The sequence below is a fragment of the Actinomadura sp. J1-007 genome, assembly GCF_009793335.1.
GTDB classification, from domain to species: Bacteria; Actinomycetota; Actinomycetes; order Streptosporangiales; family Streptosporangiaceae; genus Spirillospora; species Spirillospora yumaensis.
The window spans coordinates 1,032,517-1,046,736 of sequence record NZ_WING01000001.1 but is presented as its reverse complement, the minus strand read 5'-3'; the positions used below and the strand labels follow the sequence as shown (position 1 = coordinate 1,046,736).

Below are 14,220 nucleotides of genomic sequence, written 5' to 3'. Positions count from 1 at the left end.
GCCACAAGCGAGTCTCTCGCACACCACCCATGCGTACCGGACATGCCTGAACCGCCGCGGCCCGCCGCCGTCAGGCGAGCGCGAAGGCCAGGCCGACCGCGCCGAGCAGGACGGTCAGGCAGGTGGTGAGCAGGACCGAGGCCGGGTCGGCGACCGGGCGCCCCGCGCGGAGCCGGCCGTTCCGCGCGCCCAGCCGGGCGCGCGCCCGGTGCAGCAGCAGCCCGGCCGACCCGCACACGACGGCGGACGCGACGGCGGCGCCCGTCCACGTCGGAGCGAGCCGGATGCACAGCAGCCCCGTGACGATCAGCGCGAGCGTGGTCCGCGACCAGGCGAGCGCGGTGCGTTCCGGCTGGGCGCCCGGATCCCACAGGTCCGGACGGCGGCCGGACCCGTTCACCGGGTGGCCAGCAGCGCGACCACCAGCGCCACCGCCGCGGCGGCCAGCCCGTACGCCATGACCGGCGCGAGCGCGGGGGCGGCAGGGTCTCGTGGCGGCGCAGCGCGCGCTCGGTGCGCAGCCAGCGCCGGAACGCCAGCATCGCGAGCAGCGCGCCCGCGCCGGAGAACACCAGCGCGAGGACGTGCCGCAGCGGCGAGACGATCAGCTCCCCGCTGAGCGCGATGCCGATGCCGCCCGCGACGAGGGCGAGCGCGGTGCGGATCCAGGCGAGGAACGTGCGCTCGTTCGCGAGCGTGAAGCGCGGGTCGGGATCGCTGCCCTCGGCGAGGAGCCGGTCCCGCCAGCCTCCGCCGGTGGAGCCCGGGACGTCCTTCGCGGTCATCGGCACCTCAACCCTCGGCCCTGCCCTGTGGAAGCGCGGGGCCGGACGCCCCCGCGGACCTTCATATTAGGTCATGCCCGCGATTACGGATTTGTCGGGACCATTTGCTCAAAGAATTCCGACCCGTTATCCCGGAATTGTGCGGTAGGGGGCGCGGAATGCGGGCGGGCGCCCGCCGAGCGGCGGGCGCCCGCCGGCCGGGCCGCAGGTCAGGCGGCGCCCCGGCCGGACCGGGCCGCGTCGGACTCGTCCGCCGCGCGGTCGTTGGTCATCGTCAGGTAGACCAGCACGATGCCGATGTAGGTGCACAGCCGGACGGCGTCGGGAATCCCGTTCCAGGTCTCGTTCATCCACATGCCGAACCATTCCCCGGCCACGGCCTGGAAGCCGAAGAACCACAGGAACAGGCCGATCGTGCAGCCGACCACGCCCCACCGCTTGGCCTTGCGGTACGCGGCGTCGGGCGCGCGCAGCGTGCGCGCCTGCCGGTACGCCGAGGCCAGGCAGGTCACCATGATCAGCGCCTCGGTGACGATGACGCCGACGTAGGCGAGGTGGTGGAACCAGTTCCAGGAGATCGCGCGATAGTTGATCTTGCTGACCTCGTGCAGCGCCGGCTTCTGCGCGTCCATCGCGAACACGTGCGAGACGAAGTTGAAGTTCGTCCAGTAGTCGGTCACGTTGCCGAACACCACGAAGAAGGCGAAACCGCCGACGGTGAAGGTGAGCAGCGCCTTGGTGGCGCGGATGAACCACGTCGTGTCGAAGCGCTGCACGCGTGCGGGAGAAGTCATCGGACTCGTCCTTACGGTCGCGGGGACAGGGGTGAGAGCCCCTCGTGCGAGCGCAAGAACACGTACCCGGGGCCCGTTCGCCGCCCGACCTTGCGTACGGGTCCCCGGCGGGACGTCCGTGACGGGCGTGGTCCACTGGCTCCGTCGCCGGCTGCGACGTCGCGGGCCCCGTTGGCCTGAGGTGTGACCTGCGGTTCCCATGATACGCGATGGAAACGGTGAAATCGGACACAGCGCAGGTGGGCGCCCCCGAGCCGCCCGAGCGGCCCCGGACGGACGGGGCGCGGAGGTGGACGGGCGCGCGGCCACGCCTGGAGGCGGGCAAAGGTGCCCGAAGGCGGGCGAAGGCGGGACGGGGCCGGGGGTCAGGCGCCGAAGCGGCGGGCGGACGCGTCCTCCTGCGCGAGCCGGTGCAGCGCGGTGAGCACCTGCTCGTACAGGACGGTCGAGACCAGCAGCGAGTGGACGGTGCGGGTGCGCGGGGCGTCGTCGCTGACCCGGCGCAGCTCGTGCTCGGCGACCTCGGTCGCGGCCCGCACGTAGGGGCGCAGGTCGGTCAGCGTGATCGGGAAGCCGAGGCGGCGGAGCGCGACGAACGAGTGCGCCAGCAGGTCGCGGGCGGGCGCGCCGCCGCCGACCTTCCAGCCGAGCTCGCGGACCAGCGCGTCGACGTCCTCGCGCGCGGCCCGCCAGTGCGGGTCGTCGGGCCGCTCGACGTGCGGGCCGATCGCGTACTGGGTGGTGCCGAACAGCTCGTGCAGGCCGACCGACGGGTCGTCGACGCTCGCGATGATCTGCTGGATGGCGGCGACGGGCAGGTCGCCGATGTCGCGCAGCGCGTTGATCAGGCGGAGCCGCTCCAGGTGCCGCTCGTCGTACTCCGACCGGGTCGCGCTGACCGCCGAGCCCTTGGGGAGCAGGCCCTCCCGGATGTAGAACTTGATCGTCTGGACGGTCAGGCCGCTGCGATCGCTGAGCTCGGAGATCTGCACCGCGCACCCCCTCGGATGGATGGTAACGCCATCCAACCGGCCGGTGAGGGCGGTATCCGGCAACGCACCGGGGTCGTCCGGACACGATCCCGTCACGGCCCCGTCACCCGATCCGGGCCTCCAGGCGGGTGTCGGCGATCGACCGGCCGACCCGCAGCGTGAACGGCCCGGACGCCCGGTCCGCATGGCCTGACGGCCCGTCCTCGTGCCCGGACGGCCGCGCGGCGGTCAGGCGCTCGTCCAGCTCGACGCGGACGGTGACCGTCTCGCCCGGCGCGGCCTCGGCGATGCCGAAGCCCGCCAGCCGCACCGGGAACGCCTCCCCGTACGCGTAGCACTGCACGACCTCGCGCCCGGCGCGGGGCCCGGCGTTGCGGACGGCCACCTCGGCCGTTCCGCCCGACACGACGAGGGACGCGTACTCCCACGCGGTGTAGCCGAGCCCGTGCCCGAACGGGTACGCGACGTCCTGCGGCGGGTAGTGGCGGTAGCCGATCGCCGTCCCCTCGGAATATTCGAGGGTGCCGTCGCCGTCGGGGACGGGCGACAGCACGCCGGTCCCGGTCACCGGGAACGTGGTCGGCAGCCGCCCGCCCGGCTCGGCCGCGCCGGTCAGCACGTCCGCGATCGCGGCCCCGCCCTCCTGGCCCGGCAGCCACGCCCACAGCACGGCGGCGACCTCGTCCCGCCACGGCATCAGCACCGGCGCGCCCGCGTTGACGACCACGATCGTGCGGGGGTTGGCGGCGGCGACCGCCGACACCAGCTCGTCCTGGCGGCCGGGCAGGGCGAGTGACGTGCGGTCGAAGCCCTCGCTCTCGACCTCCGGGTTCGTGCCGACGACCACGACCGCCGCGTCGGCCTCGCGGGCGGCGGCGACGGACGCGGCCAGCTCGCCGTCGTCCGTCAGGCGCGGCGCCTGGTGGCCGATGCCGAACGAGGCGAACGGCCCGTCGCCCGTCAACGCGTGCCGCAGCTCGACGTCGACCGGCTCGCCCGCCTTCAGCGCCGCCTCCACGCGGTGCTCCGGAGGCCGCATCACCGCCTCGACCGGGTCGCGGTCGCCGCGCGCGAGCGCGACCGGCGCGACCGTGCCGCCGACCTTGAGCTCGTGGTCGCCGACGCCGGTGACGGCGAACGTGTGGACGCCCTCCTCGGCCGGGGTCACGCGCGTGCGCGCCACGATCACGCGCGTCTCCTCGGGGACGTCCTGGAAGAGGATGAACCGCGCGGCCTCGCGGCGTTCGGAGCGCAGCACGGCCCCCGCCGCGTCGAGGAACTCCAGCCGTACGCCCGGGTCGCCCGAGACCGGGTCGGTGGTCAGGCCGAGCGGTAGCGGGGCGAGCCGTTCGTGCGGGAACGCCCCCGGGCGCACCGTGATCCGCGCGCCGTCGCCGAGCGCGTGCCGGAGCCCTTCCTCGGGCGTCACGACGTGCTCGGGGTTGACGTGCGCGCTGCCTCCGCCCTGGGCGCTGAACCGTACGGCGTTCGGCCCGATCAGCGCGACGTGCGGGGCCGCGCCCGGACCGGCTCCCGTCCCGAGCCCGCCGGGCGTCAGCGGCAGGGCGTCGCGCTCGTTGCGCAGCAGGACCATGCCGCGCGCCGCCAGGGCGCGGAGCCGTTCGCGGACGTCGCCGGGAACGGGCGCGGGCGGCGGCACCGGGAAGCCGTCCAGGGCCCCGACCCGCGCGGCCAGCCGCAGCACGCGCCGTACCTTGTCGTCGACCAGTTCCTCGGCGACGCGGCCTTCGCGGACGGCGGCGGCGAGCCTGCCGCGCCAGCGGTTCTCGGGCAGGCCGGGCATCTCCAGGTCCATGCCCGCGTTCGCGCTGCCCTCGGTGGAACGGATCGCCGTCCAGTCCGACACCAGGACGCCGTCGAAGCCCCACCGCTCCTTGAGCAGGCCGGTGAGCAGGTCCCGGTGCTCGGTCATCGTCGTTCCGCCGACCTTGTTGTAGGCGGCCATCACCGCCCACGCGCCCGCGCGGACGGCCTCCTCGAACGGCCGCAGGTAGAGCTGGTGGAGGGTCTCCCCGTCGATGCGCGCGTCGTACGACATGCGCGCGGTCTCCGAGTCGTTGCCCACGAAGTGCTTGACCGTCGCCGCGACGCCCGCGGACTGCACGCCCCGCACGAACGCGACCGCGATCCGGGCGGTGAGCAGCGGGTCCTCGGACAGGTTCTCGAAGTGCCGGCCGCCGAGCGGGGTGCGGTGCAGGTTGACCGTCGGGGCGAGGAGGACGTGCACGCCCATCGCGCGGGCCCGCGCGCCGTTCAGCCGCCCGGCCTCCCCGGCGGCGGACGGGTCCCAGGTCGCGGCGAGCGCGGTCGGGTTGGGGAACAGCAGGCTCGTGGAGCGCTCGTCCCAGGTCGTGCCGCGGACGCCGCTCGGGCCGTCCGACATCACCAGGCGGCGCAGGCCGATCTCGGGGAGGGGGCGCAGCGTCCAGAAGCCGTCCCCGGTCAGCAGCCCGGCCTTCGCGTCGAGGGAGAGCGAGGCGACCCGTCGGTCCAGCGCGTTCTCATCGATGGTCACGTGGTCATCCTCTCCACCCGCGACCGGGCCGACCCCTCGGCCGGGAGGGAACTCGGAGGGGTCAGGCAGGGGGCGGGGAGGGCTCAGGACGAGGTGCGGCGCATCGACTCGCTGATCTTCTCGGCGGCGGCCATGACCGGTCCCGCGTGGAGGCGGCCGGGGGAGCGGGTCAGGCGTTCCAGCGGGCCGGACACCGAGACCGCGGCGATCACCCTGCCGCCGGCGCCACGGATGGGCGAGCTGACCGAGCCGACGCCCTGCTCGCGCTCGCCGACGCTCTGCGCCCAGCCGCGGCGGCGGACCGACGCCAGCGTCGTGGCCTCGAACTTCGCCCCGCGCAGGCCGCGGTGCATGCGGTCGGGCTCCTCCCAGGCGAGCAGGATCTGGGCGGCCGAACCGGCGGTCATGGGCAGCGCCGCCCCGACCGGGATGGTGTCGCGCAGGCCGCTCGTCCGCTCGGCGGCGGCGACGCAGACGCGCACGTCGCCCTGGCGGCGGAACAGCGACGCGCTCTCGCCCGTCAGGTCGCGGAGCTGCGCCAGGATCGGCTGGGCGATGGCGAGGAGGCGGTCCTCGCCCGCGGCGACGGCGAGCTCGGCGAGGCGCGGGCCGAGGATGAACCGGCCCTGCGTGTCGCGGTGGACGAGGCGGTGGTGCTCCAGCGCGACGGCGAGCCGGTGGGCGGTCGGGCGGGCGAGGCCGGTGGTCTGGACGAGCTGGGCGAGGGAGGCCGGACCGGCTTCCAGCGCGTTCAGGACCAGAACCGCTTTGTCAAGTACGCCGACTCCGCTAGAGTTGTCCATGTCTTGATATTGCCGTCTCGTCATATGAGATGCAAGTCGAGGTGACCGGGACCACTACGGCGCACCGGCGCGCCGGAGACGACACAGGTGAGGTGGAGCGATGGGCCGCACGATGGCCGAGAAGGTGTACGACGCGCACGTCGTACGACGTGCCGAGGGTGAACCGGACCTGCTCTACATCGACCTGCACCTGGTCCACGAGGTGACCAGCCCGCAGGCGTTCGACGGCCTGCGGATGGCGGGCCGCCCGGTCCGGCGCCCCGACCTGACGATCGCGACCGAGGACCACAACGTCCCGACGACCGACCTGCTCAAGCCGATCGCCGACCCGGTGTCGCGCACCCAGGTCGAGACGCTGCGCAAGAACTGCGCCGAGTTCGGGATCAGGCTGCACCCGATGGGCGACGCCGGGCAGGGCATCGTCCACGTCATCGGCCCGCAGCTCGGGCTGACCCAGCCCGGCATGACCGTGGTGTGCGGCGACTCGCACACCTCCACGCACGGCGCGTTCGGCGCCCTCGCGTTCGGCATCGGGACGAGCGAGGTCGAGCACGTCCTCGCCACCCAGACGCTGCCGCAGATCCGCCCGAAGACCATGGCCGTGACCGTGGACGGCGCGCTGCCCGAGGGCGTCACCGCCAAGGACCTCATCCTGGCGATCATCGCCAGGATCGGCACCGGCGGCGGCCAGGGCCACATCGTGGAGTACCGCGGCGAGGCGATCCGCTCGCTGTCGATGGAGGGCCGCATGACGGTCTGCAACATGTCCATCGAGGCCGGCGCCCGCGCGGGCATGATCGCCCCGGACGAGACGACGTTCGAGTACCTCAAGGGCCGCCCGCACGCCCCCGAGGGCGCGGAGTGGGACCAGGCCGTCGAGTACTGGACCTCGCTGCGCACCGACGACGACGCGGTCTTCGACCGGGAGGTCGTGATCGACGCGGCCGAGCTGACCCCGTTCGTCACCTGGGGCACCAACCCCGGCCAGGGCCTGCCGCTCGGCGACTCCGTGCCCGACCCGGCCTCGTTCGCCGACCCGACCGCCCGCCAGGCCGCCGAGAACGCCCTGGCGTACATGGGCCTGACCGCCGGCACGCCGCTGCGCGAGGTCGCCGTCGACACCGTGTTCGTCGGCTCCTGCACCAACGGCCGCATCGAGGACCTGCGCGCCGTCGCGGGCGTGCTGAAGGGCCGCAAGGTCGCGGACGGCGTCCGGATGCTGGTCGTCCCGGGCTCGATGGAGGTCAAGAAGCGGGCCGAGGAGGAGGGCCTGGACGAGGTCATCTCCGCCTCCGGCGCCGAGTGGCGCGAGGCGGGCTGCTCGATGTGCCTGGCGATGAACCCCGACAAGCTCACCCCGGGCGAGCGCAGCGCCTCGACGTCCAACCGCAACTTCGAGGGACGGCAGGGACCGGGCGGGCGGACCCACCTGGTGTCGCCCGCCGTCGCCGCCGCCACCGCCGTCACGGGGCGTCTGACCGCCCCCGCCGACCTGTAGAGGGATTTGCCGACCATGGAAGCGTTCACCACCTACACGGGGCGCGCGGTGCCGCTGCGCCGCAGCAACGTCGACACCGACCAGATCATCCCGGCCGTCTGGCTCAAGCAGGTCAGCCGCACCGGGTTCGACAAGGGGCTGTTCTCCGCCTGGCGCGAGGACCCCGGCTTCGTGCTCAACCAGCCCGAGTACGACGGCGCGGGCATCCTGGTCGCCGGGCCCGACTTCGGCACCGGCTCGTCCCGCGAGCACGCCGTCTGGGCCCTCCAGCAGTACGGGTTCCGCGTCGTGATCGCGCCGCGCTTCGGCGACATCTTCCGCAACAACTCCACCAAGATGGGGCTGCTGCCGGTCGTCCTGCCCGCCGAGACCGTCGAGGCCCTCCAGGACCGGGCCGAGAAGGACCCGAAGGCCGAGATCACCGTCGACCTCGACCGGCGCGAGGTGCGCGCCGGGGACCTCGTCGCGCCGTTCGAGATCGACGACTACACCCGCTGGCGGCTCATGGAGGGCCTGGACGACATCGGCCTGACCCTGCGCCACGCCGACGGGATCGCCGAGTTCGAGCAGGCCCGCCCCGGCTGGCTCCCCGCCACCGCCTGAGCACCGCGCCGCGCCGCCCGCCGCCCGCCGTGCGCGCGGGTCGCGGCGCGCGGCGCGACCCGCCGAACAGGGCCGGACGTCCGGAAACGGACCCCGGTGGTACGGGCGTGCCTCCGCACCGAGGACAATTCACACTGCGGAGACACGCTCGTACCGTTGGGGGGCTCCAATTGAGCACGGTCCCATGGACCGGACCGGACTGGGACGACCCGGAGCTGACCCGTATGGCGGAGCGGTTGCGGGACGCCCATCGGCTCGTCGCGCCGCTGCCGCCCGAGACCCGGCAGCGGCTCATCCGGCACCTCCTGGCCATCACCGACCTGGCCAAACGGGACTCCGCCCTGGCCGCTCGCAGGCTCGACGCGTTCCTGGCCGATTTCCGCGACGGCGCCGGCTCCCGATAACGTGCGGGTGGCCGGATCTGGTCCGGCTGCCCGGCGAGACGGGGGCGAGACCGACATAAACGCCAGCGACACGGCAACTCTTGCGTGCAGGTGATTGTGTCCTTGCGGAGGGTCCCTTAGTTTCGTTCGGGCAAGGGGGGAACTAGAGGAGTAACCCATGAACAAGCGTGAGCTGGTCGACGCCATCTCTGACCGGCTGGGCAGCAAGAAGGCCGCAGCCGAGGCCGTCGACGCGATCCTGGAGACGATCCAGACCGCGGTCGCCAAGGGCGACAAGGTGGCGATCACCGGGTTCGGTTCGTTCGAGAAGGCCGACCGGCCTGCCCGTACGGCCCGTAACCCCGCAACGGGCAAGACCATCCAGGTTCCCGCGACGTCCGTGCCGAAGTTCAAGGCCGGCGCGGACTTCAAGAATCTGGTCGCAGGAAAGAAGTAATCGCACATCGGCAGCGCCCGGGACCGTTCCGAAAAACGGTTCCGGGCGCTGCCGCTTGTACGGGTACTTTTCCACGGCGGACGTTAAGGGGAAGGCAACGGGAACGTCGACAGCGTGATGGCCGTCACCCGCTCCCCGTCCGTCGCGAGGTTCACCCGCTGGCCGAGCCTCAGCATCCGCAGGCCGCCCGCGGCGAAGGCGTCTCCGTCGAAGGCCAGCTCCGATCCGTCGTCCAGCAGCACGCTCCCCGAGCGCGTCGCGGCGTCGTAATCCCGCACAGTCGCCTGCATGGCCGCAGCCTACGCCCGTCGGGCCGGGCCCCCGCAGGCCCCGGCCCACAGCCCGGCCCGCCGCCCCGTCCGGAGCCCGGTCCGCCGTCCCGTCCTCGGACCGCGCGGCCTCAGGCGGGGGCGGCCAGCGCGGGCAGCAGGGACGCCACCGCCGCCGTGCGCGGACCGGTCCCGAGCGCCAGCGCCGCCTTCAGATCGTCCAGAGTGTCCACATCGCGGCGTACGCTGTCGATATCGCCGAGCGAAAGCTCGCGGGCGCCGCGCGCACGGTGCGCGGTCCGCGAGTCGCCGCCGAACGCGGGGGAGAACGGGACGCCCGGCCGCGCGGTGTAGAGGGTCGTCCCGACGCCGACCGCGTCGGGCACGAACGCCTCGGGCGCGCCCGCCGCGGCGTCCAGCACGCGGCGCAGCTCCGCCGGGCGCAGCGCGGGAAGGTCCGCCGACAGGGCGCCCACGCCCGCGTCCGGAGCCAGCTCCCGGCCGCGGCCCGCCCCGTACACCAGGGCCGGGTTGAGGCCGGAGTCCGGCTCGTCCGGGACCACGCGCGCGCCCAGGGCGGCCAGCTCGGCGGCGGGAAGGGGATCGTCGGTGACCACTATCACATCGCGGACGCGGTCGCAGCGCAGCGCCGCGGCGACCGTGTCGGCCGCCACCGCGAGCGCGAGCGCCTCGCGGTGCGGCCCGGCGGCCCCGGACATGCGGGTCTTCGCCCGTGCGAGCACCTTGACCGGCACCACGAGCGACCACTGGAGATGGGGCGCGCCGCCCCCTGCTGTAGACATGGCAACTCGACACTATGCGCGCGCAACCGCGACACTTGAGGACACCCCACGTTCACGTGGAGTACGGACAGGAGAGGGGCGGGTCATGGGCCACGGGTACTCACCGGCCTGGCGCAAGCTCACGATCGTCATCCTGCGACCGCTGCTGTACGGGCTGCTGAAGCGGGACTGGCGCGGCCGGGGGAACGTGCCCGGGACGGGCGGCGTGATCATCGCCGCCAACCATATCTCCGAGTCCGACCCCCTCGCCCTCGCCCACTTCGTGTACGAGGCGGGCCGCTACCCGGTGTACCTCGCCAAGTCCACGCTGTTCGACGTCCCGTTGCTCAAGGCGGTGCTGCGCGGCACCGGGCAGATCCCCGTCTACCGCGACCGCGCCGACGCCGGCCTCGCGCTGCGCGACGCCGAGCGGGCCCTGCTCGACGGCGAGTGCCTGATGTTCTACCCGGAGGGGAGCTGCACCCGCGACCCCGAGCTGTGGCCGATGACCGGCCAGACGGGCGTGGCGCGGATGGCCCTGAAGACCGGCGCGGCCGTCGTCCCGGTGGCGAGCTGGGGCGCGCACGAGCTGCTGCCCTACCGCAAAGGCGAGCGGCGGGGGCTCGCGGGCAGCCTGAAGAAGGGCTTCCACCCGTTCCCGCGCAAGACCATGCGGGTGATCGCGGGCCCGCCGATCGACCTGTCCGCGTACGCGGGGGAGCCGCTCACCAAGGAGACGCTGCGCGCGGCGACCGACGAGATCATGCGGCGGATCGCCGCCCTGCTGGGCGAGCTGCGCGGCGCCGAGCCGCCCGCCGAGCTGTACGACCACCACAAGGTCCTGGAGGAGCGCCGCCGCGCCGCCGACGCGCGCGCCGCGGCCGGGGCCGGGCCGGCCGCGCCGGAGCCGCGCCCCGCGCCCGACCAGGCCGGAGCCGCCGAGGTGGCGCGGCCCGACAGCGAGGTCTCCGCCGCCGCCGACGCGGCGGCGCCCGGAGGCGACGAGCGCGCCGGAGGGCCGGGCGGCGCGGCGAAGGGCGGTGCGGCCTCGTGACGTTCCGTACGGCCGTGATGGGCGCCGGGTCCTGGGGCACCACGATGGCCAAGCTGCTGTGCGACGCCGGCGGCGAGGTCACCGTGTGGGGACGGCGCGCCGACGTCGTCGAGGCCATCAACGAACGGCACGAGAACTCCGACTACCTGCCCGGCATCGCGCTGCCCGAGGGGCTGCGCGCCACGCTCGACCCCGCCGCCGCCCTGGCGGGCGCCGACTTCGTCGCGCTCGCCGTCCCCGCGCAGTCGCTGCGCGAGAACCTCTCGGCCTGGCTGCCGCTGCTGCCGCCGGGCGCGGTGCTGGTCAGCCTGATGAAGGGCGTCGAGCTCGGCACCACCCGCCGGATGTCGGAGGTGATCCGCGAGGTGGCCGACGTCCCGCAGGAGCGGGTCGCGGTGTTCTGCGGCCCGAACCTCGCCCGCGAGGTCGCGACCGGCCAGCCCGGCGCGGCCGTCGCCGCCTGCTCCGACGAACGGGTCGCCCAGCGGCTCCAGGCCGCCACCATGACCCCGTACTTCCGCGTCTACACCAGCACCGACGTGATCGGCTGCGAGCTGGGCGGCGCGGTCAAGAACATCGTGGCGCTCTGCGTCGGCATGTCGGTCGGGCTCGGGTTCGGCGCCAGCACCCAGGCGCTGCTGATGACCCGCGGCCTCGCCGAGATCGCCCGGCTCGGCGCCGCGCTCGGCGCCGACGAGCACACCTTCGCGGGCCTCGCCGGGATGGGCGACCTGGTCGGCACCTGCATGTCGCCGCTGTCGCGCAACCGGACGTTCGGCGAGAACCTCGGCCGCGGCATGACCCTCGACCAGGTCATCGCGGTGACCAAGCAGACCGCCGAGGGGGTCAAGTCCTCCGAGGCGGTCATGGAGCTGGCCCGCAAGCACAACGTCGAGATGCCCATCGCCGAGGCCGTCTCCGCGGTGCTCTACCACGGCATGCCCATCAAGGACGCGGCGATCTCGCTCATCTCCCGCTCTCCGAAACCGGAGCGCTACGGCGTGTGACATGCTGTGCGCGATGCGTAGAGACAACCGCGGGCGGGGCGAGAACACCCGCGCCGTCCATCTGCCGCCGGACGCGTTCGCGCAGGGCATCGCCTCGCTGGAGGGGTTCAGGCTGAGCGAGCCCGTCGAGGGCGAGGCGTTCGCCTCCGGCATGGCCGCCGTCACCGCCGTCCTGCTGGCCTTCACCGGTGCGGGCGCGCACGTGGTCGCGCCCGCCGCCGTCTCCGCCGGGACGCGCGGGCTGCTGGCCGGGCCGCTGGCGCGGTTCGGCGTGGAGACCACGTTCGCCGACATGGCCGACCCGGCGGCGGTGCGCGCCGCGATCCGGCCGCGGACCCGCCTGGTGTGGGCCGAGGCGCTCGGCGGGCCCGGCCTCGCCGTCGCCGACCTGCCGCTGCTCGCCGGGATCGCCCGCGAGGCGGGGGCGCTGCTCGCCGTCGACTCGACCCGCGCGACGCCGGTGGTGTGCCGCCCGCTGGAGCACGGCGCCGACCTGGTCGTGCACGCCGACGCGTCGTCCATCGGCGGCTGCGGCGAGGCGGCCGGGGGCGCCGTCGTGGGCGCCGCGCACCTGGTCGCCGAGGTCCGCCTGGCGGGCGCGGCGACCGGCTCCGCCCTCGCGCCCGCCGAGGCGTCCGCGCTGCGCCGGGGCCTGGAGACGCTGCCGCTGCGGGTGCGCCGCCAGTGCGACACCGCCAGCATGTTCGCCGCCTCCCTCGCCCGGCACCCCGCCGTACGGGCCGTCCACTACCCGGGACTGCCCGGCCACCCGGGGCACGCGCTGGCCCGGGAGCTGTTCGACGCGGGGCCCGAGGGCACGCGGTTCGGCGCGTCCGTCACGGTCGTCCCGCACGGCGGCCGCGAGGCGGGCCTCGCGTTCGCCGAGGCGCTGCGGCTGGCCGCCGCCGTGACCGGCCCCGGCGGGCCCGTCCCGAGCGGGACGCGCACCCGGGCCGAGCACGCCGCCTCCGCGGCCGGGGACGCCGTCCGGTTCTCGATCGGGCTGGAAGACGCCGATGACCTGGTACGCGACGTGACCGAGGCGCTCGGCGCCGAGGGCGGGGGCGTGCCGGCGCCCGCGCCGCCCGCGGGCCCGGACCCGCTCGTGGCCGATACGGGCTGATCACCGGTAGGGTCGGGCATCATGTCCCAGCTTTCACCCAAGATCCGCGTGGCGGTGGTCTTCGGCGGGCGCAGCTCCGAGCACGCCATCTCCTGCGTGACCGCGGGCGCCGTGATGGCCGCCGTCGACCGGGACCGCTACGAGGTGGTGCCCGTCGGCATCGCCCGCGACGGCCGCTGGGTGCTCGCGCCCGGCGACCAGCGCCTCGCGATCGAGGACGGCCGGCTGCCCGAGGTGGACGGCTCCGGCAGCGCCCTCGCCCTGCCGTTCGACCCCGACGCCGGCGGCCTGATGGTCGTCGAACCCGGCGCGGTGCCCCGCACCCTCGGCGACGTCGACGTGGTGCTGCCGCTGCTGCACGGCCCGTACGGCGAGGACGGCACCATCCAGGGCCTGCTGGAGCTCGCGGGCGCCCGCTACGTCGGCGCCGGGGTGCTCGCCAGCGCGGTCGGCATGGACAAGGGCTTCATGAAGCTGGTCTGGCAGGCGCAGGGCCTGCCGGTCGGCCCGTACGTCACGATCACCGACCGGGAGTGGCGGCGCGAGCGCAAGCGCAAGCTCGACGAGGTGCGCGAGCTCGGCCTGCCGGTGTTCGTCAAGCCCGCCCGCGCCGGGTCCAGCATGGGCATCACCCGCGTCACGTCCGAGGACGCCTTGGACGCGGCGGTCGAGACGGCCCGCGAGCACGACCCCAAGGTGATCGTCGAGGCGGCGATCACCGGCCGCGAGATCGAGTGCGGCGTGCTCCAGGGCCTGGCCGACGAGCCGAGCGAGGCGAGCCTGCCCGCCGAGGTCCTGATGGGCGGCGGCGCCGACTTCTACGACTTCGAGACCAAGTACCTCGACAGCTCGCTGCGCATGGACATCCCGCCCGACCTGCCCGCCGAGGCGATCGAGGAGATGCGGCGGCTCGCGGTCCGGGCGTTCGACGCGCTCGACTGCGAGGGCCTCGCCCGCGTCGACTTCTTCTACACGCCCGAGGGCCGCTGGATCCTCAACGAGATCAACACGATGCCCGGGTTCACCCCGGCGTCGGCGTTCCCGCAGATGTGGGCGGCGAGCGGCCTGGACTACCCGGCCCTGGTCGACCGGCTGCTCCAGACCGCCCTCGCCCGCCCGGTCGGACTCCGCTGA

General features: G+C 74.3%; 15 protein-coding genes and 1 pseudogene. 8 read left to right on the top strand and 8 right to left on the bottom strand.

Features of this window, described 5'->3' with window-relative positions; translation table 11 throughout:
* Window positions 1-70: 70 nt before the first annotated feature.
* The 6 genes and pseudogenes from GEV43_RS04755 to GEV43_RS04730 all read right to left on the bottom strand — a co-directional run bounded on the left by GEV43_RS04755 (window position 71) and on the right by GEV43_RS04730 (window position 5,910).
* A complete protein-coding gene (locus tag GEV43_RS04755; protein ID WP_309239455.1) occupies window positions 71-400 on the bottom strand; it encodes a DUF202 domain-containing protein in 330 nt (109 codons plus the stop codon).
* Window positions 401-563: 163 nt separating this feature from the next.
* A pseudogene (locus tag GEV43_RS49430) lies at window positions 564-785 on the bottom strand (YidH family protein); the annotation flags it as partial.
* Between the two features lie 209 nt (window positions 786-994).
* Window positions 995-1,579, bottom strand: a complete 585-nt coding sequence (locus tag GEV43_RS04745; protein WP_160819632.1) for a DUF2165 family protein — start codon at window positions 1,577-1,579, stop codon at window positions 995-997.
* 365 nt (window positions 1,580-1,944) lie between these two features.
* Entirely contained in the window at window positions 1,945-2,571 is a 627-nt protein-coding gene (locus GEV43_RS04740; protein ID WP_160819631.1) for a MerR family transcriptional regulator, read from the bottom strand.
* 103 nt (window positions 2,572-2,674) lie between these two features.
* Window positions 2,675-5,107 carry a glycoside hydrolase family 3 C-terminal domain-containing protein gene (locus GEV43_RS04735; RefSeq protein ID WP_160819630.1) on the bottom strand — a complete coding sequence of 811 codons (2,433 nt, stop codon included), beginning with the start codon at window positions 5,105-5,107 and terminating at the stop codon, window positions 2,675-2,677.
* A gap of 83 nt (window positions 5,108-5,190) precedes the next feature.
* Window positions 5,191-5,910 (bottom strand): IclR family transcriptional regulator, encoded by a 720-nt coding sequence (locus GEV43_RS04730; RefSeq protein ID WP_160819629.1) that lies wholly within the window; start codon window positions 5,908-5,910, stop codon window positions 5,191-5,193.
* Between the two features lie 100 nt (window positions 5,911-6,010).
* Between GEV43_RS04730 and leuC the strand changes: the two genes are divergently transcribed.
* From leuC to GEV43_RS04710, 4 genes are all read left to right on the top strand, one after another.
* Complete coding sequence (gene leuC, locus GEV43_RS04725; RefSeq protein WP_160819628.1) at window positions 6,011-7,408, top strand: 3-isopropylmalate dehydratase large subunit; 1,398 nt, start codon at window positions 6,011-6,013, stop codon at window positions 7,406-7,408.
* A gap of 15 nt (window positions 7,409-7,423) precedes the next feature.
* The gene (leuD, locus tag GEV43_RS04720; protein ID WP_160819627.1) at window positions 7,424-8,011 is read left to right on the top strand and encodes a 3-isopropylmalate dehydratase small subunit; all 588 of its coding nucleotides are present in this window, start codon (window positions 7,424-7,426) and stop codon (window positions 8,009-8,011) included.
* Between the two features lie 170 nt (window positions 8,012-8,181).
* On the top strand, window positions 8,182-8,415 hold the full coding sequence (locus GEV43_RS04715) for a hypothetical protein (RefSeq protein WP_160819626.1): 234 nt from the start codon (window positions 8,182-8,184) through the stop codon (window positions 8,413-8,415).
* A 157-nt stretch (window positions 8,416-8,572) separates the two neighbouring features.
* A complete protein-coding gene (locus GEV43_RS04710; protein ID WP_131900547.1) occupies window positions 8,573-8,851 on the top strand; it encodes an HU family DNA-binding protein in 279 nt (92 codons plus the stop codon).
* Between the two features lie 83 nt (window positions 8,852-8,934).
* On the opposite strand, the gene GEV43_RS04705 is transcribed toward GEV43_RS04710, so the two are convergent.
* The gene (locus GEV43_RS04705; protein WP_160819625.1) at window positions 8,935-9,141 is read right to left on the bottom strand and encodes a hypothetical protein; all 207 of its coding nucleotides are present in this window, start codon (window positions 9,139-9,141) and stop codon (window positions 8,935-8,937) included.
* 110 nt (window positions 9,142-9,251) lie between these two features.
* A complete protein-coding gene (cofC, locus tag GEV43_RS04700; protein ID WP_160819624.1) occupies window positions 9,252-9,923 on the bottom strand; it encodes a 2-phospho-L-lactate guanylyltransferase in 672 nt (223 codons plus the stop codon).
* 85 nt (window positions 9,924-10,008) lie between these two features.
* On the opposite strand from cofC, the gene GEV43_RS04695 reads away from it, so the two are divergent.
* From GEV43_RS04695 to GEV43_RS04680, 4 genes are read left to right on the top strand one after another with little or no spacing between them, the layout of a single operon-like run.
* The gene (locus GEV43_RS04695) at window positions 10,009-10,956 is read left to right on the top strand and encodes a 1-acyl-sn-glycerol-3-phosphate acyltransferase (RefSeq protein ID WP_160819623.1); all 948 of its coding nucleotides are present in this window, start codon (window positions 10,009-10,011) and stop codon (window positions 10,954-10,956) included.
* A 17-nt stretch (window positions 10,957-10,973) separates the two neighbouring features.
* Window positions 10,974-11,963 (top strand): NAD(P)H-dependent glycerol-3-phosphate dehydrogenase, encoded by a 990-nt coding sequence (locus tag GEV43_RS04690; RefSeq protein ID WP_160824306.1) that lies wholly within the window; start codon window positions 10,974-10,976, stop codon window positions 11,961-11,963.
* 13 nt (window positions 11,964-11,976) lie between these two features.
* Entirely contained in the window at window positions 11,977-13,086 is a 1,110-nt protein-coding gene (locus tag GEV43_RS04685; protein WP_241682783.1) for a PLP-dependent aspartate aminotransferase family protein, read from the top strand.
* Between the two features lie 21 nt (window positions 13,087-13,107).
* On the top strand, window positions 13,108-14,220 hold the full coding sequence (locus GEV43_RS04680; protein WP_160819621.1) for a D-alanine--D-alanine ligase family protein: 1,113 nt from the start codon (window positions 13,108-13,110) through the stop codon (window positions 14,218-14,220).